Genomic DNA, 24,481 nt, shown 5'->3' on the forward strand with positions numbered 1-24,481 from the left:
GTCAGCCGAGGTCGGCGCAGCCGGCCTCGGCGGGAAGCAGAGGGCGAAAGGACAGCTGGTACTTCCCATCGTCGCCGGCCCAGAGCGTGTTCGGGGAGGCGGACGCGGCCAGGTCCCGCACCTTGCGCAACTCCTCGCCGGTGACGATCATGCACCGACCGTGGTCGGCCGATGCCGAGCTCCTGCTGAGCGGGCTGAAAGGCCAGGCACGCTCGGGCGCGCCGAGATTTCCGCCGGTGACGACGGCAAGGCGGGTGTAGCGGTAGGTGTCCGGTGGCCGGACCTGGTCCTTGCGCGCGAGCGTACGAGGGTCGAAGGAACCGAGCCGGGCGATCGCACCTCTGCGGCCATGGTCGGAGCGGTCCGGGAGTACGACACGGGTCACCGCTCGCCGGGTGTTCGACACGAGGGTGACGATGAGGACACCTGCGTCAGGTGCCTGCCGGTCATAGTGCCGCGGGGTCGCCAGTCCGGCGTCGAGGGCGCGTTCGTACAGCCGATCCGCGGCCGAACGGGTGAGATGGAAGGCGCGGATCGTGGGTAGCGCGCCGACCGTCCCGCCGGGGAACAAGAGGGTGCCGTCCCCGTACAGCGCGAAGGCCGGCAGCGGTGTCCGGCCGGGCGGCGCGGGCGATCCCTCGATCCACAGTCCGCTGAGGACCAACGTGCCAGGGGAGTGGGGCCGGTCGGCCCGCGCTCTGCCGCCTCCGGTGCAGGCCGCTGCCGCGGCCGTCGTGGCCAGGATCGCCACGGCCGCGAGTGTGGTTCTGGTCAGGCCCACGACGATCGGACGAGGCCGACTCCCGGTTGGTTCCATCCGGGAGTCGGCCCCGTCCATGCCGTAATCGGCCATCTACTTCGGCCGCTCGATCACGGGCGCGTCGCAAGGGCCGGTGCATGGCGGCCCTTGCGACCCGCCAGCCGGTGCATGGCGGCCCGCCGCCGCCTTGCCGTTCACCGGGCGTTTCGCCGGTCGAGGAGGGCGCACGCGGCGACCGCGCAGACGAAGAACGCCGCGCCGCCCTGCAACACGCGCATCTCGGTGTGACCGCCGGGTAGGAGCAGGCCCGCGGCTCCGCCGCACACGCCGGCGGCGACGGCCACCGCCATCTGCCGGACCCACGCCCCGGCATCGCCGGGCGTCACGGCGAAGGTGTCGCGTACGCCGTACCAGGCGGCCGCCACGACGATGAGCGCCCCGGCGCCCGCCGACAGGTAGGCGGTGCCGAAGTTGAGGCCGTACCGCACCGGGAGGGCGGGCACGAAGAACAGCACGAGAAACCACCCGAAGGACCTGGCGATGGAGTCGACGCCACGGCCCGGCGGGCGCTTCGGCACGACGCGCGCCGCGGCGCGGGCCGCGGCCACCACCGTCCCGGCGGCCACGGCGATCGGCAGCCGCGCCACCAGGTGGCCGAGGTTGTAGAGCAGCGCGGTGTCGTACACGACGAGGATGAGCAGGCCCAGCCCCAGGGTGGAGGCGGCGAAGACGAGGAGCCCGGGCAGCCCCCGGGCGTCATCGGCGGCGTCACGGGACAGGCGGGCGGTCCACAGCGGCACGATCAGCCCGGCGGCGGCCCGGATGGCGAGATCGTCCCAGGTGTACGGGTTGCGCAGCGACCACTCGATCAGGCCGAACGTCACCGTGTACGACGCCGCCACCCAGGGCACGAGCCGGAGCGCGCGCCGGTACACGGACCCGGAGAACCACCGGCACACCGTCAGGTACGCGAGGACCACGAAGGGGAGCTCGAGGAACGCCTGCACCCTCAGCACGCTGGGCGCGAGCACCGTGGGGGCGGGGAACCACCGGGCCGCCGCCTCGACCCACGGCGCGTCGGCGAGCGCGAACCAGCCCGTCGGCAGGTAGCGCGCGATGAACGCGGGGCTGCCGTGATGGACCCGGACGACGTAGACGGTGAACAGGACCTGATTCAGGTAGATCAGCGCGGTGACGGCCGCCAGGGAGACGAGCGGCTGCCCCTTCCCCCCGCCACGCCTCGGCCGGCCCCGGGGCTCTGGGCGCGCCGTCGGCCCCTCCGGGTCCGCACCCGCGAGCCGATCCCCCGAACGCCGCTCTGTCGGATCTTCCGGGCCCGCACCTGCGAGCCGGTCTCCCGAGCGCCGCACCGTCGGATCCTTCGGGCCCGCACCGTGATCTTCCGAATGCCGTACGGGCGGCTGCGGCGAGGGCGCGTCATCGCCGCGCCGTGACAGCGCCAGGGCGACCACTACGGCGGCGATGATGATCGCCGCCAGTGTTACGGACACGGGCGCGTCTCCTCAGGCTCGGCAGGCGTTCTCGGCCAGGGCGCGCCCGGCTCAGCGGGGGCGCGCCACTCTGGCCTCGTCCCACACCGGCTCGGCCGACTCGTAGACCGTCCCGTCCGCGCCGAAGACCGCGAAGCGGTCGAACGATCGGGCGAACCACCGGTCGTGGGTGACGGCCAGCACGGTGCCCTCGTAGGCCTCCAGGCCCTCCTGCAGAGCCTCGGCACTGGCCAGGTCGAGGTTGTCGGTGGGCTCGTCGAGCAGCAGCAGCGTACAGCCGCTCAGCTCCAGCAGCAGGATCTGCAAGCGGGCCTGCTGGCCCCCGGACAGCGTCTCGAACGGCTGATCGCCGCAGTACTGGAGCTCGTACCGGGCCAGCGCGGCCATCGCCTCGTCGCGCAGCCGGGCGTGCTCCGTCATGAGGATCTCGGCCGGGGTACGGCCCTGCAGGTCCGGGCGGGTGTGGGTCTGTGCGAAGAGCCCCGGGACGACCCGCGCGCCGAGCCGGGCGGTGCCCGTGTGCGCGACGTCCTCCCCGGCCAGCAGCCGCAGGAAGTGGCTCTTGCCGGAGCCGTTGGAACCGAGGACCGCCACGCGCTCGCCGTACCAGACCTCGAGGTCGAACGGGTGCATCAGGCCGGTGAGCTCCAGCCCTTCGCAGCCGACGGCGCGCTTGCCGGTCCGGCCGCCGCGCAGGCGGACCTTGATGTTCTGGTCGCGCGGCGGGATCTCCGGCGGCCCGGCCTCCTCGAACCGCCGCAGCCGTGTCTTCGCCGCCTGGTAGCGCGACGCCATGTCGGAGTTGTTCGCCGCCTTCTCCTTGAACATGCGGACGAGCGCCTTCAGCTTGGCGTGCTCCTCGTCCCAGCGGCGGCGCAGCTCCTCCAGCCGCTCGTTGCGGGCACGGCGGGCCCGCGCGTAGGTCGTGAAGCCGCCGCCGTGCACCCAGACCGTCCCGGCCTCCACGGTGACGATCTGCCGGGCGGCATGGGCCAGCAGCTCGCGGTCGTGCGAGACGAGCAGCACGGTCTTCGCCGTCTCGCGCAGCCGCTCCTCCAGCCAGCGCTTGCCGGGCACGTCCAGGTAGTTGTCGGGCTCGTCGAGCAGCAGCACCTCGTCGGGGCCGCGGAAGAGCGTCTCCAGGACGAGGCGTTTCTGCTCCCCGCCGGACAGCGTCTTCACGTCGCGCCATCGGGCCCGGTCGTACGGCGTGCCGAGCGCGGCGACGCAGCAGGCGTCCCAGAGCACCTCGGCGTCGTAGCCGCCCGCGTCGCCCCACTCGGTGAGCGCCCGGGCGTAGCGCATCTGGGTGGGCTCGTCGTCGCGCTCCATCATGGCCAGCTCGGCCCGCTCCAAGGCCGTGGCGGCCTCGCGCACGCGCGGCGGAGCGGTGGACACGAGCAGGTCGTGGACGGTCGTCTCGTCGCGGATGCTGCCGATGAACTGCCGCATCACGCCCAGCCCGCCGCTGCGGGAGATCGTGCCGTCCTGGGGCTCGAGGTCGCCCGCGACGAGCCGGAGCAGCGTGGTCTTGCCCGCGCCGTTCGGCCCGACCAGGGCGGCCACCGCCCCGTCGGCCACCCGGAACGACGCGTCGGCCAGCAGCACCCGGCTGTCGGGGAGGACATGGCTCAGATGCGCGACTTCGACGTGGCCCACGGTCGCCCAGTCTCCGGCATCGCAGCGGACGAGCCAACGGATTTTCCGCCCGCATCCCGTACGCCCGCTCCCCGTACGCCCGCTCCCCGTACGGCCTCCGCCCGCCCGTACAGGCGCCCGCCCCCACGGCGGCCCGCCCGTGCGGCCTCACTCCCGTGCGGCCTCCGCCTGGGTACGGTCTCCGTCCGCGTACAGCGGCCACGCCTGGGCGGCCGCCGCGGCCGTACGGTCAGCCCCCCTTGCCCAGGGTGTTCCAGCGGGACGGCGGCCAGACGATCACGAAGGCCCGGCCGATCACGGCCTTCACCGGGACCGTGCCCTGGTAGCCGTCCTCCATGTGGAACCGCGAGTCGGCGGAGTCCGACCGGTGGTCTCCCATCACCCAGAGACGGCCGGCCGGGACCTTCACCGGGCCGAACGGCTTGTGGTCGTCCTCGAAGATGTACGGCTCGTTGAGCGGCTTTCCGTCGACGAGCACCCGGCCCTGTTTGTCGCAGCACTGGACGGTCTGGCCGCCCACCGCGATCACCCGCTTCACGAGGTCCTTCTCGTTGGCCTGCGGCAGGCCGAACAGCCCGCCGACCCAGCCGAACGCGCGCCGCAGCGGGTTGGTCGACTGGGCGATCCGCGTCTCCGGCTCCCACGACCCGGGAGCGCGGAACACCACGATGTCCCCGGGGTTCGGGTCGTGGAACCGGTAGCCGGCCTTGTAGACGAGGATCCGGTCCCCGGTGCAGCCGGCACAGCCGTGCAGGGTCCGCTCCATCGACTCCGACGGGATGAAGAACGCCTGGACCAGGAAGGTCTTGATGAGCAGAGACAGCACGAGGGCGATTCCGAGAAGAATCGGAAGTTCGCGCCAAAATGACCGCTTTTTGGCGGGCTTTTTCTGCTCTGCCTCGCCTGGGGACTCGTCTGACACGAGTTGTACGGTAGACCGAGTCAGGATGTGATCGGTGTAAAGGGTCCGTCATCACGGGGCTGTCCTCCCGGGTTGTCCACGTGACCGTCCCAGGGCCGGTACCCTCGGCTGCGTGAGTCGGGAAGGTGTCACTCCTCAGTCTGAAGACTTCTCCGCCTGGTACAACGAGGTCGTCGTCCAGGCCGAGCTGGTCGATCGCGGCCCGGTGCGGGGCACGATGGTCATCCGGCCGTACGGCTATCGCATGTGGGAGCTGCTGCAGGCCGACCTCGACGGCCGCATCAAGGAGGCCGGGCACGGCAACGCCTGCTTCCCGATGTTCATCCCGGAGTCGTACTTCAAGCGCGAGGCCGAGCACGTCGAGGGGTTCTCGCCCGAGCTGGCCGTCGTGACGGTCGCCGGCGGCAAGGAGCTGGAGGAGCCGCTGGTCGTGCGGCCCACCTCCGAGACCGTCATCGGCGAGTACATGGCCAAGTGGATCGACTCGCACCGCGACCTGCCGCTCCTGCTCAACCAGTGGGCCAACGTCGTGCGCTGGGAGCTGCGGCCCCGCATGTTCCTGCGCACCACCGAGTTCCTCTGGCAGGAGGGGCACACCGCGCACGCGGACGAGGACGACGCGATGCGCGAGACGATGTGGGCGCTGGACGCCTACGCGGGCGTCGCCCGCGAGCTGGCCGCGATGCCGGTGATCGAGGGTGAGAAGACGCCGAGCGAGCGGTTCGCCGGGGCGGTGCGCACCTACTCGATCGAGGGCATGATGCGTGACGGCCGGGCCCTGCAGGCCGGCACCTCGCACTACCTCGGCACCAACTTCGCCAAGGTCTTCGACATCCAGTACCAGGACGCCCAGGGCGATCTGGTGTACGCCCACACCACGTCCTGGGGCATGAGCACCCGCATGATCGGCGGCGTGATCATGACGCACGGCGACGACAAGGGCCTCGTGCTCCCGCCGCGCATCGCGACGTACCAGGTCGTGATCGTGCCGATCGGCCGTGACGAGGTCGCCGAGCGCACGGTCGCCGCGGCGCGCGAGCTGGCGGACCGGCTGAAGAAGGCCGGCGTCCGCGTGCACGTCGACGAGCGCACCCAGCTCCGCCCCGGGTTCAAGTACAACGACTGGGAGATGCGCGGCGTCCCGATCCGGCTGGAGATCGGCGCCCGCGACCTCGACGCCGGCGTCGTGACACTGGCCCGCCGCCTCGGCGACCAGGGCAAGGAGCAGATCCCGCTCGACCAGGTCCCGGAGGTGCTGCCCGGCGTCCTCGAGGACTTCCAGGCGTTCCTCTACACCCGAGCAGAGCAGTACCGCGACGAGCACACCGCCGACATCGACGACTGGGACTCCTTCCGCACCCAGGTCGCCGAGGGCTGGGCGCGCGTCCTGCACTGCGGCCGTACGGACTGCGAGGACGAGATCAAGGCCGACACGGCGGCCACGCCGCGCGTGGTCCCGCTCGAGGCACCCGAGGAGACCGGGTCCTGCTTCCGCTGCGGGCAGCCGTCCGCGTACGGCAAGCGGGTCATCTTCGGCCGCTCGTACTGACCTCGACCGGCCGCTCGTATCGGCCTCGACCAGTCGCGAAACCGCCCTCCTGCCGCACACGGGGGCGGTTTCGTCGTCGCGTCAGTCGATCATGGGGGCCGGGCAGGGTCGTCGCCCGGCGCGTCCTTCTCCTCGCAGTCGGCCTCCTCTTCGACCCGGGTGGGGACGCGGTGCCGGGTGAGCATCGGCTGCACGAACCACGCCCACGCGACGACCGCCACGATCGCCGCGGCCGTCACGGCCGCCAGCGTGGAGGAGAAGAACCCCCTTGCGGCGACGGCCACGGCACTGGACATCGACACGGTGAGGGCCAGCGTGCCCGCGATGCCGTATCGGTTCGACCGGGTGATCAGCAGGTCCTTCCGGCCGGAGCGGAACAGCATCCGGTGCTGGGCGGCGGGGGCCATCAGGCAGATGGACGCGCACGCCGCCGTGATCAGCGACAGGTAGAACACCCACTGCCCGGCGTGACCGACCCGCTTGAACCCGTTGGAGAACGGCAGCGTCAGCAGGAACGCGAACAGGAACTGCACCCCGGCCACGATGACGCGCAGCTCTTGGAGCATCTCGACGAGTTCGCGGTCGATGCGTTCCCGGGGCGTCTCGTCCCGTGCTGAAGATCCGGATGCCGGTGTGGAGCCCATCGAACCTCTGTCAGGTTTCCTCGTCTTCATCCCCGGCGCAGGGGATGACGCCCGCGAGGACGGGCTCCGGCACGGGCTGCAGGGACTCGTAGACCTTGACGGTCTCGTACGCGACCCGCTCCCAGGCGAACCGGGACCGGATCCGGTCGACGGCGCCGATGCTGAGGGCGGTCCGCTGCGTCTGGTCGGCGAGCAGGGCCCGAACCCGGCGGGCGATCTCCATGGGGCGGTCGGCCGGGACGTGGATGCCCGTGACGTTCTCGACCACCGAGTCGAGGTGGCCGCCGACGGGGGATGCGACGACGGGCGTCCCGCAGGCCATCGACTCCAGCGGCACCCGGCCGACCGTCTCGTACGCCGGAACGCTGATCGTCAGGTCGGCGGAGCGCAGGAGCTTCGGGGCGTCATTGGCCGACACCCGGCCGATGAAGGTCACCCGGTCGGCGACGCCGGCCTCCTTGGCCTTGATCCGCAGCTGGTGGACGGTCTCGTCGGTCTCGAGATCCTCTCGGGCCGGGCCGCCGGCCACGACGAGTTCGGCATCCGGGATCCGGGCCAGCGCCTGGATGACCGAGGTCACGCCCTGGTGCCGGCCGAGCCGCATGAGCGTGACCAGGCGCGCCGCCTCGCCGCGGGGCAGGGCCGGGCCGTTCGGCGAGAACTTGTCCACGTCGACGCCGGAGGGCACCAGCGTGACCTGGCGGCGCTGAACGCCCAGCCGTACGAGTTCGGTCTGCTCGCTCTCGGTCGTGGCGACGACCAGGCGCACGCTGCGGCCGATGGCCTTCTCCAGGCGGACCCGGGTCGGCGAGACCGGCTGCCCGGTCCGGGCCAGAGTCGTCCCCAGGGTGTGGAAGGACTGGACGACGGGGATGTCGAGGCCGTTCGCCCCGGCGATCGCGGCCAGGCCACTCACCCAGTGGTGGGCGTGGACCACCTCGGGGCGCCGGCCGTGCCAGCGTCGCGCGAGCCGCGCGCCGAAGTCGGCGAGGTACGGCAGCAGCTCGTCATCGGCGAGCGGGCGGACGGGGCCGACCGCCAGCTGCTCCACGGTGACCCCGGGAGCGAACCGCACCCGCTCCCGCGGGTCGCGGCCGTCCTGCCGGGTGTAGACGGTGACCCGGTGCCCTTGCCGACCGAGTTCGCGGGCGAGTTCGGCCAGGTGCGACCCGAGGCTGTCGCCGAGTTCATCGGCGGTTCCGAGGGGGCTGTCCTGGACCGAGACCATGGCGATGTTCATCATCGAGCAACCTCCGGGAAGTTCAGGCGGCCGGGCGCGTCGGTGTCCGCGACGATCTCGGCCCGTCCGGCTCCCGAAACGACGGAACGGGAACGGCGGGGGCGATCGGGGATGGGGAAGGCACGCGCGCGCTCACGGCCGGAGCAGGGGTCCGGCTGCGCGGGGGAAAGTGAGGGAACCGCGGACGTCAGGCCGTTGACCAGGCCCGAATCGAATTTACGCATGCACACCCTCCGGAGATCGAGGGCGAATATGCCGCCCTCCCGTGGTGTGCCTGCGTCTTAGGCACGAGTTCCTGGACCCAATTATTACCTGATGGCCCGGCCCTTAAACAGTCGCCCGCCGGTGTGGGCTCAGACGGCCGACCCGGACACCGCGACCCGGCCGGGAACGCCGCTGGTATCCCCGGTGACGCGCAGGGCCAGCATCGACACGTCGTCGCGCAGCTCGCCGCGGCAGAACTCGGTGAGCTCGTGCTCGACCGCCAGCGGCATGTCGGCGACCGGGCGGTCGGCGTGGGCGGCGAGGACCTCGACGAGGCGCTCGTGGCCGAAGCGGTTCCGCAGCGCGTCGGAGCTCTCCACAAGGCCGTCGGAGTAGAGGAACAGGGTGTCGCCGGTCTCGAGCTCGAGCGACTCGACGCCGACCTCGAAGTCGTCCGCGAACAGGCCCAGCGGGATGCCGCCGCCGCTCAGGGTGCGGATCAGCCCGTCGCGCCGGATCAGCACGGCGGGCGGGTGCCCGGCGCTGCCGATCATGACGGCCAGACCCTCGTCGCGCGGCTCGACGCAGGCCATCACGGCCGTGACGAAACGCTCCTGATCGAGCAGCGTCTCGTTGACCATCGACAGGACCTCGTCGGGCTTGGCGTTCCACCGGGCGAGGATCCGGATGCCGTGCCGGGCGCCGGCGTTCACGGCCGTCGCGTCGTCGCCCTTACCGCACACGTCGCCCAGGGCGAGACCCCAGCCCGACGCGGTGGGGAAGACGTCGTAGAAGTCGCCGCCGAATCCGCTGTCCCGCGTGGCCACGACGTACCGCGCGGAGATCTCGGCGCCCGGGATGGCCGGCAGCTCGCTGGGCAGCAGACCGGCGCGAAGCCGCTCGGTGACCTCCATACGGCGGCGGTACCGCCGCCCGGTGCGGATCACCAGCGCGAGGTTGCGGGCCAGTCGCTCGACCAGCCCGAGATCCATCAGGTCGAACGGTCCCTGCTCGCCCGAGACGGTCAGCGTCAGCGTGCCCAGCCGGTGCTCGCCGTCGTCCAGCGGCACACAGATCAGCGACGACGCCTCGATCAGCCCGCACACCGGCAGATCGCCCTCGGTGGTGCCGAGCGTCCTCAGGTCGTCGATGTGGGCCTGCAGCACCTCCTGGCCGCTGTCGCACACGGAGACGGGCAGCGAACCGGGGCCCGGATGGACGTTCTCCAGCATCCGGGCGATCTCCGTGGACCGCTCGTCCTCCGGTCCGATCACGACCTGCCGCCGGAGTGTGCCGTTCTGCTCGAGGTCGACGATGACCCAGTCGGCGAGCTCCGCGGCGAGCAGCCGGGCCGACCGGCGCACCGCGATCGACTCGGTCAGGGAGTCGTCCTCCAGCAGCATCCCGGTCGCGGTGGCGAGGACGTCCATCCGGTGCACGACCGTGGCCACGGCGTCGGGGGCCGTCGGCTCGTACGGCGCCTCCTCCGCCGCCGGCTCGCGCGTCGCCGGGGCGGTCGCCGCGACCACGAGCGGGTCGGGCTCCCCGCTCACCCAGATCCGGGCGAGGGTCACGTCGGCGTTCACCGGGCCGTGCTTGGACAGGAAGCGCACCCGCGTACGGCGTCGCTGCCCCGAGTGGAACACCCCGGCGATGTGCGAGCCGACCGCCGCCCGCGTCGCCATGTCGCAGAAGACCGGGAACGGCTTGCCGGTGAGGTAACCCGCCGACGAGCCCAGCAGAGCGCCGGCCTGGCGGTTCACCCGGCGGACCGTGCCATCGCGCTCCAGCAGGAACAGCGGCACCGGAGCGTCCTGGAACACCGTGCGCAGCATCCGGCGCTCGCTCTCCGCGGCCTCCGATCTGGCCTCCGCGGAGGCGCGGTCCTCGCCCGTGGCGCCGAGCGCCGCCACGGCCAGCTCCAACTCGACGAGGGCCGCCTCCAGGAGCGGGCCGGAGTCGGCCTCGGGCAGGGAGGCGGCACTGCGCAGCTCGCTCACGCGGGTCCGGAGCTTGGCCGTCTCCTGAAGGAGTGACTCCGTCTCCTGCTGGTCGGACATGGCGCCTCCCAGCCTGGTGTGATCGCGGTCTGCGACCAAATCGGACGGCTGTTCGTACTCTAACGGCCGTCCGCTGCCCCGGCGAGACCAGACCGCCCGGAGCCGCCGCCGCCCGGCCCGCTGCCCTCGACGATCCGCCGGGCCAGCGCCGTCAGCTTGACGTGGCGGTTCTGGGAGATGCGCTTGAGCTCGTCGAACGCGGTATCGGCGTCACAGCCCATCGCGTGCATGAGCACGCCCTTCGCCTGGTCGACGATGGCCCGCGCCTCCACGGCCTGCCGCAACTGCACCGCCGTACGGTGGGCGTCCTCATAGTGCCGGGTGTTCGACACGGCCGCGCCGCCCTGTGCGGCGAGCAGGGCCCCGAGCCCGAGCCCCTGCTGATCGAGCGCGCCGGGCACCACGCCGTACATCGTGAGCGTCACGATGATCGGTCCGGTGCGGTGCACCGTCGTCGCGAAGCACCGCACTCCGCGCTGCAGCGCGATGGCGGTGAACCCGGGCCACCGGGTCTCGACCAGCGTGTCGCCGCAGAACACCGGGGTCTCGCTGCGCGCCACCTCGAAGATCGGGCCGTCCCGGCGGGCGCACTGGATCTCGCTCAGGTACGACAGGTCCGGGTGGGTGTCGGCCTCGTCCAGCGGCTCGGGATCGTCCCCGGCGGTCCACCGGATCCCGGTCGCGCCCGCGCAGCCCCCCACCGTACGGACCGCCAGCTCGGTCACGCGCCGGAGCGCCGCGGTCTCCGACGCCTCGTGGATCAGACTCAACCGGGCGATCTCAACGGCCAGCTCGCTGCTGATGTGCGGTCCGTAACCCACGCCGTCCACGGTAACCCGTCCTCAGTCGCCGGTGCGCTCGCCGCCGATGACGACGGCGGACGCGTCGTCCTCGGGGACCACGTCCCGGAGCGAGACGATGCCCACCGCGCGGCCGTTCTCCACGACCGGTAGCCGCCGTACGCCTCGTTCGCGCATGAGCCGCACGGCGGCGTCGGTCTCGTCGTCGGGCCCGATCGTCACCACACCGGCGCTGCAGACCTGATCGAGCCGCGTGCCGCGCAGGTCGCGCCCTTCCGCCACGGCACGGACGACGATGTCGCGATCGGTGAGCACCCCGCACAGCCGGCCGGCCTGAGTGACGAGCACCCCGCCGACTCCTTGGTCACGCATCAATCGAGCCGCCTCGGTGAGCGGTGCGTCGAGAGGGAGGGCGACCGGCTCGGGCGTCATCACGTCGCGTATCTTCTGCGCCATTGCGAACACTCCCTTCGCCCGTCATGCGCCGACTACCCCCGAAGGCGGGTCTTATTCCGGCCGCGCGGGCGTACGGAGCTCGGCCGCGACCGGGACGTCCGCCGACGTTCGCTCTTCAGAAATCGAAGATCGAACCGGTCTGGGTGCGCATCATGCAGGTGTTCGGGAACTTCGCGGTGTACTTGACCGCCTCGCCGCGCAGCTGCCCTTCCGCGCTGGTCGTGACCGGTGAGTAGATCATGAAGCACGCGCGTGGATTCTTCTCGTCCGAGGCGAGCTTGAAGTCGCCGTGCGTCTTGGCGACGTCGGCGCAGGCCTGCTCGGCCTTCGGGTGGGTGCCGCCGGCCGGGTCGCACTGCAGCGTCACGGTCTTCGGCGCGGCCGAGCCTACGGTCGTCGTGAGCGTGAGCTGGGTCGGCCCGTGCACGGTCTGGCCGCCCGCGGCGATCGACTGCGCCGGTGAGGCGGCGACGCTCGCCTGCGGCGACGCGGCGGACGGCGTGGTGGCGACGTCGCCCGGAAGCGACGGCGCGCCCGGTGAGGCCCCCGGCGCCGTCCCGGCGCCCGGCGCCGACATGTTGTGGACGACGGTGCCCCGCGGCACCGGCCGGACATGCCGCAGGAGGCGCTGGGAGGCGGCCGTCCTGCCGTGGGCGCCCGTCGCCGGTGGCGCGGGTCTGCTCTGGGCTCCGGCCGGAGCCGCGGAGAACGTCGCTGGGATGGCTGCGGCGATGGAAAACGCCAGGAAACGTCGCATGTGATTTCCCCCCGGAAGGTCCCGCCTGATCAGCGGAACTCAATCGCTCACTGTAGCGCACCGCTCTCGCTCGGTAATCGGCTCCAGTGGTGGTACGGGACGCCGGGAACAGGCGCACGCAGATAGGATCAGGAGCGTTTCCGCCCCCAAACGCCCGGTGTGCGCCGAGAGGAGACCGGTGTCCGAGCAGGACTGGCAGGTCACCGTGCTCACCGAGCTCGGTATCCCGCTATCCGGGCTCGTCACCGCCGACCCGAGTCGTCGTCCCATGCCCTCGTCCGGAGGCCTGGAGGCGCAGAGTCACGAGCCGACCGGCGGCATTCCCGAGCCTCCGTCGCCGGCCGACGGGCCGGAGGAGCCACGCCCGGCCGAGGTCGGGTCCGTGATCGGGGGACCGGCCGCCGAGCCGGCCGAACGCACCACGGCCGACCCGTCCGCCGACCGGCCCGTCACCGGCGCTCCTGGCGACGACCGGGCCACCCCGTTCGGTGGCGTCGCCCCCGAGCCGGCCGGTGACGCGGCCCACGTGCCCCAGGACGCTCCGGCGGCGCAGGAGCCGTCCGCGTGGTCGGCTTCCGCCGTCGAGCCGTCGATCGCGCCGGACCCGGCTGCCGCGTGGACGGAGCAGCCGCCGGCGGCGGAGCGGACCACGGCCGAACCCGCCGACGCACCGTCGCGGCCCTCGCCGTCCTGGGACCAGAGCCCGCAGCAGAGCGAGCCGGCGCAGCCGGACCAGGAGGCACCGCCCCGTCCCCAGCAGCCCCCGGCCGCCGCGTGGGAACAGAACGTCCCGCCGCAGGCGGAGCAGGCCCCGCCCGCCGGGTGGGATCAGAACGTGCCGCCGCAGGCGGACCCGATGTCGCCGCAGGCGGAGCAGGCCCCGGCCGCCGCGTGGGCGCAGAACGCTCCGCCGCAGGCGGAGCAGGGCCCACCTGCCGCGTGGGATCAGAACGTGCCGCCGCAGGTGGGGCAGGGCCCGCCCGCCGCGTGGGAACAGAGCGCTCCGCCGCAGGCGGAGCAGGGGCAGCCGACGTCGTGGGATCCGAGCCCAGGGCAGTGGGATCAAGGGGCGCCGCCCCGCCCGGAGCAGGCGCCGCCTCCCGCATGGGAGCAGGGCGTCCCGCAGCAGGCGGAACAGGCACCGCCGCCGCAGGCGGAACAGGCACCGCCGCCGCAGGCGGAACACGCGTCGCCGTCGCCGATGGATGCGGGTCCGCCGGTGTCGTGGGACCAGGGGGCGCAGTCCCGTCCCGAGCAGCCCTCGCCTCCTCAGCGGGAGCAGGGGGTGCCGTCCCGTCCCGAGCAGGCGCCGCCTCCCGTGTGGGATCAGGGGGCGTCGCCCCGTGCTGAGGGGGCCCCGCCTCCCGCGTGGGAGCAGAACGTTCCGCCCCGTCCCGAGCAGGCCCCGCCTCCCGTGTGGGATCAGGGGGCGTCGCCCCGTGCTGAGGGGGCCCCGCCTCCCGCGTGGGAGCAGAACGTTCCGCCCCGCCCCGAGCAGGCCCCGCCTCCCCAGTGGGACCAGGGGGTGCCGTCCAGTCCTGAGCAGGCCCCGCCTCCCGCATGGGAGCAGAGCGCTTCGCCGCAGGCGGAGCAGGTGCCGCCTCCTCCCCAGTGGGAGCTGAGTGTCCCACCGCAGGGGGAGCAGGAGCCGCCCCCGGCGTCGTGGGATCCGGAGCCCCAGATGCAGTGGGACCAGGCCGCCCAGCCGGCGTGGGGTGCCGAGGCGGAGCAGCAGGGTGCCCCTGCCGCGCCCGGGCGCGAGGCCTGGGACCAGTCGGGCTCCCAGGCGTGGCAGCTGGAGCCCGAAGACCCGGCATCGCAGCCTCCGCGGAATCCGCGCGCGCCCGGCCCGCAGCAGGGAGGCCCCCAGCAGGGCGGCCCCCAGCACGGCGGGCCGCCGCAGACCGGGCCGCCGGTCACCGGCGGGCCGATGGCCGCCCACGACCTCGTGCGCCGGTCCGCGTACGGCGACCCTCTCATGCGCCGGATGTCCCGGGGGATGCTCCGCGCGGTGGGGGCGGCCGCCGCGAACAATGTGCGCAAGGCCGCCGACGTGGAGGCCGTGCTGAGCCGGCCGGTCCCGTCCTGTCGGCAGATCGCGGTCACCAGCATCCGGGGTGGCGCCGGCAAGACCACGGTCGCGGGGCTGACCGCGACGGTGATCGCCCAGTACCGGCAGGACCGCGTCCTGGCCGTGGACGCCGACTCGGGGCTCGGCTCGCTGCCGCTGCGGATGGGCGTGGGCAACCAGCGTTCGCTGCACGACCTGACGTCGGCGCACCCGCGGTCCTTCGAGGAGGCGTCCCAGTACCTCGCGCAGACGACCGACGGGCTGTGGGTGCTGTCCGGTACGGCCGGAGGGCGGATCACCGGCGAGCTGGACCTGGCCACGTTCCGTGCCGCCGCGGGCGCGATGAGCCGCTACTTCGCCGCGACGGTCGTCGACTGCGGGGCCGGGCTGCTGCCGGAGCTGCAGCGCGGCATCCTCGCCGACTCCCACGCCCAGGTCATGGTGACGCCGGGCACGGTCGACGGGGCGCTCAGCGCGCACGGGGCCTTGGAGTGGCAGGCACGGAACGGCTACGAATATCTCCTGCCCCGTACGGTGATCGCGTTCGTGACGCACACGCCGCACGTCGACGCGGATCTGGGGCGTGCGGCGCAGATGCTGAGCTCAGGCGGGCTGCCGGTGGTGCACATCCCGTACGACCGGCACCTGGCCGCGGGAACGGCGGTAGAGTCCGCGCGGATCGGCCATGAGACCCGGGCGGCGGTCATCCGCATCGCGGTCGAGGCGTTCGCCCGGGCGGTCGTCGCGTGAGACCGACGCCGACAGGCCGCGTGGGGACAACGCCGACAGGCCGCGTGAGAACGGCTCTCGACGGGTTCCGTGAGGACGACCCCGATAGGAGGTGAGGCTCTTGACCAGCGACATCGTCGCGTTGGTGCGGCACCAGCCCGATATCTCGACCGTCATAGAAGGCATGATCGCCTTCGGCGAGTCGCTGGAGCCGTACGACGCGGGGGACGGAGCCGTCCACCTCTGCGACAGTGGGGGACGGCTGGCCGTCTCCATCGAGACGCCGCAGCTCGTCCAGGTGCGCGGTGAGTTGGAGCGGCTGCTCGGCCCGGAACTGGCCGACCGCGTACGGGTGCCGATCTGGTGGGTCGAGGTGCGCGCTGCGGCGGGCGTGCCGGACGCCGCCCGGATCGCCCGCCGGTTCGCGGACGACATGGTGCACTGGCAGGGCGGCACGGTCTGGGCCGGACCCCCGGGCGTCGAGGAAGGCCCGTGAGCGGGCCGGCGGCGGACGCGCTGACGCCGAAGGCCATGGTGGTCCTGCAGGATCGGCCGGTCGTCGCGTTCACGAAGTGGCTCGCGGACGGGCTGCGCTTCTGCAGTGAGACGCGGCGCGGGCTCCAGATCGTCACGGGGCCGGACTCGCGGATCACGGTGCCGCTGCGGCTGGTCCTCACCGGCCCGAACACCCATTGGGTCGTCCGTGCGGACGGCGGTTACTACGACGGGCTGTCCGGCGTCCCGCTCGTGTGGGACGGCGGCACGTTCGTCACCGACCCGAATGCCCGGACGTACGCGCCCGCCTACACGGCGCCTCCGACCGAGCCGGTGGGGGCGCAGCTGACGGTGACGTTCCGGGTGCGCCACACGTCGGACACGGAGATCGGCGCGGCGGCCGAGCAGGTCTGCACGGCGCTGACGGGCGCGCCGCCCGGAGGCTGGGGGATCGCCGAACCCGCCACCGACGTGTGGCGGCGGGAGCAGTTGAGCGAGCTGTTCTGGTCGCGGGGGGCCGGTGCCACGTGGCTGACGATGGTGGGGGCCGGGAGTCGGCCCGCCGTCGGCACGCTGCTCGTGTCGAAGGCGGGCGAGGCGGTCGAGGAGGCGGTGACGCTCGTCGTCGGGTACGCCGACCCGCGGGAGGTGCCGGTCGGCACGCTGTCGGCGCAGCTCGGCGGGATCGCCGCCGGGCGGCATTTGATCTCGCTGTTCGCCCAGCTCAGCAACGGTCGCGCCGATCTTACGGCCGTCCCGCGCTGGCTGGGGCCGCCCGCTCCCATCGGCATGGCCGTGGGCGGTTCGGCCCCGGGACCACCGGGCATTCCCGCGCAGCAGATCGGGGACGCTCAGTCACCGGCGGTCTGGTACGTGCTCGGCGACGGCCGGCAGCAGGAGGGCTGGCAGCGCTACGAGCAACTGACCCGGCACCTACAAGGGGGAGTCTCCTGATCGGCCGAAGCCGACCTGGTGGTGTTGACAACGCGGCGAGGCGCCGCCTGGGCGCCGCGCGGTAGGACAGCGGGACTTCGAGACAGTCCCTATGCGGCGCGGACGACGGCGACGCGCGGCGCGTACTCCTTGAGCTGCTCGCGCAGCTGACGGCGGCCGCGGTGCAGCCGGGACATCACCGTGCCGATGGGCGTGCCCATCATCTCGGCGATCTCCTTGTAGGGGTAGCCCTCGACGTCGGCGAGGTATACCGCGGTGCGGAACTCCACGGGCAGGCCGCGCAGCGCCTTGATCACGTCGGAGTCGGGCATGCGGTCCAGCGCCTCGTGCTCGGCCGAGCGCAGGCCGGTGGAGGAGTGCGACTCGGCGCGGGCGAGCTGCCAGTCCTCGATCTCGTCGGTGGCGGCGCGCTGGGGCTCGCGCTGCTTCTTGCGGTAGGTGTTGATGAAGTTGTTGGTCAGGATGCGGTGCATCCAGGCCTTGAGGTTCGTGCCCTCTTCGAACTGGTGGAAGTTGACGTAGGCCTTGGCGAGGGTCTCCTGGAGGAGGTCCTCGGCGTCGGCGGAGTTACGCGTCATCCGCACCGCGCTGGCGTACAGCGGGTCGATGAGCGGCGTGACGTCGCGCTGATATCGCTCGACGTCCTGGCGGCGTGCATCGCTCGCCACAGTCGTCATTTTGCTGCTCCGTAGGGGTGTTGACCTGGACGAATCCGTCCGCGGTCGGGGGCGCTCCCCGCTGTGCGAGGCCGGGTCGAGACGCCGGACACGGAGGGTCTCCGTGCAGCTGTCGGCTATGGTGTGCCCGCCAGGGGCCATGAAATCGCATCGCCGATAGGCTGCCGACGACTGCGTCGACTGACCGGCGAGGAGGCTGGACGCCTCTCACGCGGGGCGCCTACCGGAAGCGTCATTCTAACGCAAGCTCGGCGGACCGGGAAATGAGCTTCGTCACACTCCGTGGTCCCATCGCCGTCTCCTCTGCTCTCTCCGGCGGGGCGGGGCGGGGCGAAGGGGTGGTTACCCGGTTTTGGTAAGAGACAACGTGAATGATGCGCGTTTGCCGTGGCTGGCAGCTGAGGCCAGTGGTCCACAGCTTCCGCTCCCGTCGGCGAGAACACGGAGAGCGTGGTCACGCGATCATCACGCCGCGTGACCACGCTCTCGGTGGCCGCCTCGCCGATCAGCCGATCAGCTGCTTCATCGCCGCGCCGATGATCTTGTTGCGCTCGGCGGTGGACGGCACCTGCTCCAGCCCGAACCCGAAGAGCAGGGTGTCGGGGGTGGCGACGGCCGCGACGCCGAATCCCTGGGCCCGGTGGAAGTCCTTCACGTCCGGCGGGCTGCCCGCCGGCGCTCCGGGGGTGGACCAGGGGCCGAGACCGCTCTCGAAGCCCTCGGCGTCGAGGGTGCCGGTCGTGGTCGTGACCTTGGTGTCGTCGACGAACGCGCCGGTCCCGCCGGTGGCCGGGTCCGTCACGTAGCTGATCGAGATCTCGACCTTCTTGCCGGCGTACGCCGACAGGTCGAACGACACCGGCTGCCAGCCGTCCGAGCTACCGGTGAAGGAGTTCCAGGCGCCGCTGGTGCCCGTCGCCGTGCACGGGCTGCCCGGCGTCAGGTAGTGCTTCAGCCAGGGGTGCAGGGCGAGCAGGAAGCCCTGGTCGCAGTCGGACGGCACCGTGGCCTTCGTGCGCCCGCCCAGGTCGGGCAGGGTCGTCCAGTCGTCCGCGCCCGCGGTGTGCGCCTCGACGATCACGTGGTCGTAGCCCTGCTCGGTGTCGTAGGAGAACTTCGCCGCCAGCCTGGGTTGCTCGCCGGCCGTGACGCCGGTCAGGTCGACGGTGCGGGTCAGGCGCATGTACGAGCTGTCCGCGTGCGGCCCGGCGGCGTACCAGGACCCCTCGACCGGGTCGAACGGCCCGCCCTTGCTGCTGTACTCCCCGGCCGCCCAGCTCTTGAACTGCGGGAACCTCTCAACCGGCAGGTTGTCGCTCGTCACGTCGAAGTTCCCCGCCTCGTTCAGCGGGTTGTCCGTGCTGGCGAGCGCGGCGGTGAGCCCGGTGAGCGGGGCACCGGTGCCGCGGAAGCCGGTCGGGTTCTGCCGGGTCACCCGGCTGTACCCGCCGAGGTAGTACTGCACGAAGTCGTCGGCCAGCAGCTCGCAGTCGTCGCGCAGGTCGGCGGTGACGACGCACGGCTTCTCCGGGTGTCCCTTGAGGCCGTAGTAGATGCCGCCACCGTTCGCCCCGGCGAGCGGGCCGAAGTAGCCGGCCGTCTCACCGGTGTAGAGCAGCTTGCCGCCCTCGTTGAGATAGTCCCGTACGAACAGAGTCGTGTGGACCTCGCGGTCGGCGATCTCCGAGTCGGGGAACTTCTGGCTCCCGACCGGGACGTACTCGTCGGCCGCGTCCTGCGTGAGGCGGTTGTCGCCGAGGTACCAGACGACGCCCTTGAAATGGCCGAGCACGCCGAGGTCGTGCGGGACGCCGTCCCGGTCGATGTCCCACACCACGGCCTTGATCTTGTTGGCCTTGAGCGCGTCGACGTACGCCTGGGCGTACTTCGGCTTGTTCGTGCCCGGCGGGTAGGTCGGGTTGACGCCCGTGTAGTCCTCGTCGGCGAGCACCAGCACCGAGGCGCCCTTCTGGTCCCGTACGGCGAAGGTGAACGACGTGCTGACCTTCCCGCCCGCGATGAACCAGGCCTGGACCTTGTCGCCGGGCCGCAGGCCGCGGATCGTGCCCCGGTATTCGGCGAAGTAGTTCCTGCTGTCCTGGCCGTACCGCTCGCCGCCCTGCCACTCGTGGACCGATGCCGTACGCGCGGGGCCGCCGTTGATCTTGTAGCGCAGCCGCTTGCCGGGCAGGGACCGGCGGATCACGGACGCCACCGTCTGTGTGGATCCGTACGACGTGCCGAACGAGTCGACCGCGAAGTCCGGCACCGTACGGCCGACGGGGGAGATCGGGTGGGCCGGGTCGTGGGCGGAGGCGGAGAGGTCGAGGGAGAGCGGGAGGTTCTTCTCGAACTCCTTTTGGATCAGCTTCTCGCTGTCGGGGAACTGGAAGACCTGGGCGGTGCTGCCGCCGCAGTCGGCGGGCGTCCAGTCGTCGTTCGGGTCGCTGTTCACCGCCGTGAGGCAGGTGCTCTGCTCGGGGGTGTACGTCAGCGTGCCGAGCACCGACTCGGTGTACCCGTCGGTCTCGCCGTTGGTGGTGTACAGCTGGGCGCCCAGCTCCGGCGTGTAGCCGGGGACGGCCGAGTGGTCGAGGTCGCCGAGGACCGCGTCGTGGATCACGTCGTCCGGGCTGCGGGTGAGCGACTGCCAGCCCACGCCGTGCAACAGCAGTTGCGCCGCTGAGTGCCAGTTCAGCAGGAACTTCGGGCGGATCCTCTTGTAGAGGGCGATCTGCGCCTTCGTCTCCGGCTCCGACGCAGGCCCGCTGCCGCGGTAGGTCTCGTCGGCCTGGGCCGCCGACGAACCCTCGTTGTCGTAGCCCCACTTGTAGGGGAAGTTGCGGTTCGGGTCGACGCCGTCGTTCGAGGTGATCTTGCCGTCGCCGTCGTTGTCCCGGAGGTTCTTGCGCCAGAACCGGTTGCCCGGTGTGAACGTGTAGTCGTACCCGTCGACGTTCACGACGGGGATGAACCACAGCTCGTCGGTGTTGACGGCCTTGGTCACCTGGGGGTTCTTGCCGTAGTTGTCGAGGACGTAGTGGAGCAGCCGGCGTACGGTCTCGGTCGCGATCCACTCCCGGGCGTGCTGGGTGCCCTGGTAGACGACCGCGGGGCGGCGGCCCGGCCGCAGCGAGCGGGCGTTCCGTGTCACCTTGATGGCGGTGATCGGCTTGCCCTGCACGGTGGTGCCGATGTCGACGGCCTGGGCGATGTCGGCGTGCGCCGCCGCCGCGTTCAGGATCTCCTCGCGGAGGTTGCCGGGCCCGGTGTACGGGCGGAAGACGTGGTCGCCCTTGGCGGCCAGGGCGGCGCGCTGGGCGGCGGTCTTACCGTTCACGACGCTGAGCTTCAGGTCGAGGCCCTGGGCGCGCAGGCGCTGGGCCTGCCGGCCGCCCATGAAGATCTCGACGTGCACCTTGCCACCGGTGACCTTTCCGGTGTGGATGTCCTCGTCGTCGAGCCCGGCGCCGTGCAGGGCCCGGGCCTGGGCGAGGGGGATGTCGCCCGTGTACAGGTCGACATGGTCGCTGACGGCACCGGGTTTCGGTGGCGACGCGTTCGTCGGCGTGGATTGCAGGCCGACGACCAAGGCCGAGGCGGCCAGGACGGAAAGGAACACGCGCTTCACGGCGACTCCACGTTGTCTGGAGGTCCCATGTGGGGTGGCGCAATGTTCCCTCAGGGTCGAGAGCGGTTGAAGACGCCTAGCCGAAGCCGGACGGCCTCATGTGGTCACCGTGGCGTGCGGATCAAACCGCCCGGTTACGTAATCGCATCGAAACGCAGCGAGTTGGCCTGCGCGGATGTAACGTCGGTCACATCGCGGGTCGGGGGGCCGTGCGTTGGATGCTCGCCTGAGAGGGGGATCCTCGGTGGTCACTCGACAACGCCCCGCCGCCCGGCTCACCGCGGCCGGCGCGTCGCCCCGGCTGCTCGATCAGCACCTGCTCGGGATCAGCCCGCTCGCCGTGATCCTCCTCGACGAGCTCGGCCGGGTCACCCACTGGAACCCTGTCGCCGAGGACCTGTTCGGCGCCCCGTACGACGCGGTGGCCGGTCGCCCGCTGCGCTCGCTGCTGCGACTGCCGCAGGAGCACCGGTCGGCGTTCGAGTCCGGCGGGCGCCACGTGCGGCACGTCTGGACCGGCGTGTTCCTGGTCCCGCGCCTCGACGACGGCCGGTTGCGGGAGATCGCCTGGTGGGTCTACCCGCTGCCCGGCCCGGACGGCGCCCGGGGGCTCGCCGTGGCCGCCGACGCCCAGCGGATCCGGGAGAACGGCCCCGGACTGGCGCTCGGCGACGTCCTCATGGCGCCCCCGCCGCGCACTCCGCTCAGCGCCAACGGCGGCGTCCGCTTCCTGCGCGTCGAGCCCACGCTCGTCCAGTCGTCCACCGACGCACCGCTGTTCCGGCGACGGCTCACCGAGATGCTGCCGCCCGACGCCGACCCGGAGGCGATCGCCGATCACGTCCTGGCCCGTGGCTACCCGGCCGTCAACATCAGCGTCACCGTACGCCTGCCGTTCGCGGACCACCGGGCCGTGTCACCGCGGATGACGCGCGTCCGGCCCACCGTCCCGCCCCCGCACGAACCGCCGGTCCTCGACTCGATGGAGCAGGCGGCCGCCCAGGAGCGCCTCGACTTCCTCAACCACGTCGGCGCCCGGCTCGCCGACACCCTCGACCCGGTGCAGACCGCCGGGGCCCTGTGCGACGCGCTCGTGCCCTCGTTCGCCGACTTCGCCGGCGTCCAGCTGCTCGAGTCGATCGTCTCGGACCAGGAGCTGCCGCCCGCGGAGGCGGACGCGTCCCCCAACATCGTCCGCGTGGCCATGCGGTACGACGAGGAGGACGGCCGCTGGGACGACCTGGTCCCGCTGGGCGAGGTGATCCGGCTGCCGTCGGGGCTGCCGCTCATCCGTGACCTCACGACGGGGCACAGCCTCAGCTACTCCCGGATCAGCGACCGCATCAGCCGGCGCATCTCCGCCTACCTCGGCGGCCGCGACCTGCGGGCCCTGCTGCGCGGCCGGGCGCTGCTCATCACGCCGCTCATCGCCCGCGGCAAGGTCTTAGGCACGATCGTCCTGATGCGCCGAGGTGACCGGCCGCCGTTCGGCGAGGCCGACGTGGCGCTGGTCGAGGAGATGGGCCGCCGCGCCGCGGTCTGCGTCGACAACGGACGCCTCTACCGCCGGGAGGCGCGCGTCGCGGCCCAGCTGCAGCACAGCATGCTGCCCGACGCCCCGCCCGTCGTCGCCGGCGCGCAGATCTGCTACCGCTACGTCCCGGCCGACGAGGCCGTCCGGGTCGGCGGCGACTGGTTCGACGCGATCCCCCTGCCCGGCAGCAGGCTCGCCCTCGTCGTCGGCGACGTCATGGGCCACGGACTCACCTCCGCCGCGATCATGGGCCAGCTCCGCACCGCCGTGCGCACGCTCGCCCCCCAGGACCTCCCGCCCGACCAGTTGCTCCGCCAGCTCGACGACCTCGCCCGGCGACTCGGCGACGACTGCCTCGCCACCTGCATCTACGCCGTGTACGACCCGGTGGCGCGGCGCTGCGAGATCGCCAACGCCGGGCACCTGCCGCCGGTCCTGGTCTCCCCGTCCGGCGAGTCCTGGCTACTGGAGGTCCCGCCCGGCGCGCCGATCGGCGTGGGCGGCGTCGCCTTCGAGACGGTCGGCTTCGACGTGGAGGACGGCAGCCAGTTCGTCCTGTGCACCGACGGCCTCGTCGAACGCCGCGGCCAGCCCCTCGACGCCGGGCTCACCGCGATGCGGGAGTTCCTCAGCGGCCCGCTCCGCCCGCTCGAGACCGTCTGCGAGACCCTCATCGAGGGCTTCTGCACGGCCGGCCGGCACGACGACGACATCGCCCTGCTGGCCGTACGCCTCGAGGGCATTCCCAAGGAGGACGTCTTCTCCTGGTCCCTCACGGCGACGCCGAGCGTCGTGCGCGAGACCCGCCGTCTCGCCCACCAGGCCCTGGAGACCTGGGGCCTGACGGCCCTGGCGCCCAACGTTGAGCTCCTGGTCAGCGAGCTGGTCACCAACGCCGTCGTGCACGGCGCCGGCGACGTCGGGCTTCGCCTCATCCGGGCGAACTCCCTGCTGTGCGAGGTCCGCGACGACGGGCACGACCTGCCGCACCTGTGCCGCGCCGAGGCCACCGACGAGAACGGCCGCGGCCTGCAGCTCGTCAGCGCGCTCGCCGAGCGCTGGGGCACCCAGCGGACCCCGACCGGCAAGGTCGTCTGGTTCGAACACTCCCTGTAGGGATCCGGAGGTCAGGGCTGGATCTGCTTGGACCGCTCGTTGTAGACGCCGGTGTACTCCTGGCGCGACAGCTTCTGGATCTCCTTCATGATCTCGTCCACCATCGCGCGCCGGGCCTTCGCCGGCGGCATGTCCGCGAACGCCGTGTAGTCGATCGGCTTGCCGAACTTCACGCCCGGCCGGTGCAGGCGGGGGATCGGGATCTTCGAGCCGACAGGCATGATCTTCTCGGTGCCCTTCACCGCGACCGGGACGACGCTGGCCTGGGCGTTCAGCGCCAGCCACCCCACGCCCGTGTGGCCGCGGTAGAGCCGGCCGTCCTCCGAGCGGGTGCCCTCCGGGTAGATCGCGAAGGCGTTGCCGTTGTTCAGGACACCCAGCGCGATGTCCAGCGCGGCGACCGCGGCGCGCTGCTCCGCGCGCGGGACCGGGACGTGGCCCATCGCGTCCAGGAACGCCCCGAGGATCCGCGCCGCGCCCTTGCCCTCGAAGTACTCCGCCTTGGCGATGAACGTCACCCGGCGCGGCACCACGAGCGGGATCAGGACGCTGTCCACGAACGACAGGTGGTTGCTGGCGAGGACGACCGCGCCATCCTCGGGGACGTTCTCCAGCCCCACGACGACCGGCCGGAACACGATCCGGAGCAGCGGCCGGACCACCCGGTACATGAACCAGTACAGCAACTGTGCCTCCTACGACTCTCCGTCAC

At 72.2% G+C, this 24,481-nt stretch carries 18 protein-coding genes; 5 read left to right on the top strand and 13 right to left on the bottom strand.

Going from position 1 to position 24,481, the window contains the following annotated elements:
- Window position 1 precedes the first annotated feature (1 nt).
- From ACQP2O_RS05775 to lepB, 4 genes are all read right to left on the bottom strand, one after another.
- Complete coding sequence (locus ACQP2O_RS05775) at window positions 2–751, bottom strand: hypothetical protein (RefSeq protein WP_433180571.1); 750 nt, start codon at window positions 749–751, stop codon at window positions 2–4.
- A 203-nt stretch (window positions 752–954) separates the two neighbouring features.
- Complete coding sequence (locus tag ACQP2O_RS05780) at window positions 955–2,271, bottom strand: hypothetical protein (protein ID WP_433180572.1); 1,317 nt, start codon at window positions 2,269–2,271, stop codon at window positions 955–957.
- A gap of 51 nt (window positions 2,272–2,322) precedes the next feature.
- The gene (locus ACQP2O_RS05785) at window positions 2,323–3,930 is read right to left on the bottom strand and encodes an ABC-F family ATP-binding cassette domain-containing protein (protein ID WP_433180574.1); all 1,608 of its coding nucleotides are present in this window, start codon (window positions 3,928–3,930) and stop codon (window positions 2,323–2,325) included.
- A 229-nt stretch (window positions 3,931–4,159) separates the two neighbouring features.
- Entirely contained in the window at window positions 4,160–4,852 is a 693-nt protein-coding gene (gene lepB / locus ACQP2O_RS05790; RefSeq protein ID WP_433180576.1) for a signal peptidase I, read from the bottom strand.
- 112 nt (window positions 4,853–4,964) lie between these two features.
- Here lepB and proS point away from each other — a divergent pair, with 112 nt between their 5' ends.
- Window positions 4,965–6,401: a proline--tRNA ligase gene (proS, locus tag ACQP2O_RS05795; protein WP_433180577.1), complete on the top strand. Its 1,437-nt coding sequence runs from the start codon at window positions 4,965–4,967 to the stop codon at window positions 6,399–6,401.
- An 89-nt stretch (window positions 6,402–6,490) separates the two neighbouring features.
- On the opposite strand, the gene ACQP2O_RS05800 is transcribed toward proS, so the two are convergent.
- The 6 genes from ACQP2O_RS05800 to ACQP2O_RS05825 form a co-directional block, all read right to left on the bottom strand.
- Window positions 6,491–7,045, bottom strand: a complete 555-nt coding sequence (locus ACQP2O_RS05800) for a DUF6328 family protein (protein ID WP_433180579.1) — start codon at window positions 7,043–7,045, stop codon at window positions 6,491–6,493.
- 10 nt (window positions 7,046–7,055) lie between these two features.
- Entirely contained in the window at window positions 7,056–8,288 is a 1,233-nt protein-coding gene (locus ACQP2O_RS05805; protein WP_433180581.1) for a glycosyltransferase, read from the bottom strand.
- Between the two features lie 350 nt (window positions 8,289–8,638).
- The gene (locus tag ACQP2O_RS05810; protein ID WP_433180583.1) at window positions 8,639–10,549 is read right to left on the bottom strand and encodes a SpoIIE family protein phosphatase; all 1,911 of its coding nucleotides are present in this window, start codon (window positions 10,547–10,549) and stop codon (window positions 8,639–8,641) included.
- A 59-nt stretch (window positions 10,550–10,608) separates the two neighbouring features.
- A complete protein-coding gene (locus ACQP2O_RS05815) occupies window positions 10,609–11,370 on the bottom strand; it encodes a GAF and ANTAR domain-containing protein (protein ID WP_433180585.1) in 762 nt (253 codons plus the stop codon).
- Window positions 11,371–11,391: 21 nt separating this feature from the next.
- On the bottom strand, window positions 11,392–11,805 hold the full coding sequence (locus tag ACQP2O_RS05820) for a CBS domain-containing protein (RefSeq protein ID WP_433180587.1): 414 nt from the start codon (window positions 11,803–11,805) through the stop codon (window positions 11,392–11,394).
- A 115-nt stretch (window positions 11,806–11,920) separates the two neighbouring features.
- A complete protein-coding gene (locus ACQP2O_RS05825) occupies window positions 11,921–12,562 on the bottom strand; it encodes an SSI family serine proteinase inhibitor (RefSeq protein ID WP_433180589.1) in 642 nt (213 codons plus the stop codon).
- 178 nt (window positions 12,563–12,740) lie between these two features.
- Here ACQP2O_RS05825 and ACQP2O_RS05830 point away from each other — a divergent pair, with 178 nt between their 5' ends.
- From ACQP2O_RS05830 to ACQP2O_RS05840, 3 genes are all read left to right on the top strand, one after another.
- The gene (locus ACQP2O_RS05830) at window positions 12,741–15,383 is read left to right on the top strand and encodes a hypothetical protein (RefSeq protein WP_433180591.1); all 2,643 of its coding nucleotides are present in this window, start codon (window positions 12,741–12,743) and stop codon (window positions 15,381–15,383) included.
- A 100-nt stretch (window positions 15,384–15,483) separates the two neighbouring features.
- On the top strand, window positions 15,484–15,858 hold the full coding sequence (locus ACQP2O_RS05835) for a hypothetical protein (RefSeq protein WP_433180593.1): 375 nt from the start codon (window positions 15,484–15,486) through the stop codon (window positions 15,856–15,858).
- Window positions 15,855–16,811 carry a DUF6177 family protein gene (locus ACQP2O_RS05840; protein ID WP_433180594.1) on the top strand — a complete coding sequence of 319 codons (957 nt, stop codon included), beginning with the start codon at window positions 15,855–15,857 and terminating at the stop codon, window positions 16,809–16,811. The genes ACQP2O_RS05835 and ACQP2O_RS05840 overlap by 4 nt, the downstream gene beginning before the upstream one ends.
- A gap of 89 nt (window positions 16,812–16,900) precedes the next feature.
- Here the strand turns inward: ACQP2O_RS05840 and ACQP2O_RS05845 are convergent, their stop codons facing one another.
- Window positions 16,901–17,488: a sigma-70 family RNA polymerase sigma factor gene (locus tag ACQP2O_RS05845; RefSeq protein ID WP_360890064.1), complete on the bottom strand. Its 588-nt coding sequence runs from the start codon at window positions 17,486–17,488 to the stop codon at window positions 16,901–16,903.
- A gap of 505 nt (window positions 17,489–17,993) precedes the next feature.
- A complete protein-coding gene (locus ACQP2O_RS05850) occupies window positions 17,994–21,119 on the bottom strand; it encodes a M14 family zinc carboxypeptidase (RefSeq protein WP_433180596.1) in 3,126 nt (1,041 codons plus the stop codon).
- Between the two features lie 244 nt (window positions 21,120–21,363).
- On the opposite strand from ACQP2O_RS05850, the gene ACQP2O_RS05855 reads away from it, so the two are divergent.
- The gene (locus ACQP2O_RS05855) at window positions 21,364–23,769 is read left to right on the top strand and encodes a SpoIIE family protein phosphatase (RefSeq protein ID WP_433180598.1); all 2,406 of its coding nucleotides are present in this window, start codon (window positions 21,364–21,366) and stop codon (window positions 23,767–23,769) included.
- An 11-nt stretch (window positions 23,770–23,780) separates the two neighbouring features.
- On the opposite strand, the gene ACQP2O_RS05860 is transcribed toward ACQP2O_RS05855, so the two are convergent.
- Window positions 23,781–24,455: a lysophospholipid acyltransferase family protein gene (locus ACQP2O_RS05860; protein ID WP_433180600.1), complete on the bottom strand. Its 675-nt coding sequence runs from the start codon at window positions 24,453–24,455 to the stop codon at window positions 23,781–23,783.
- Between the last annotated feature and the right edge of the window lie 26 nt (window positions 24,456–24,481).

The sequence above is a fragment of the Actinoallomurus sp. CA-150999 genome, assembly GCF_050942425.1.
In the GTDB taxonomy this organism is placed as follows: Bacteria; Actinomycetota; Actinomycetes; order Streptosporangiales; family Streptosporangiaceae; genus Actinoallomurus.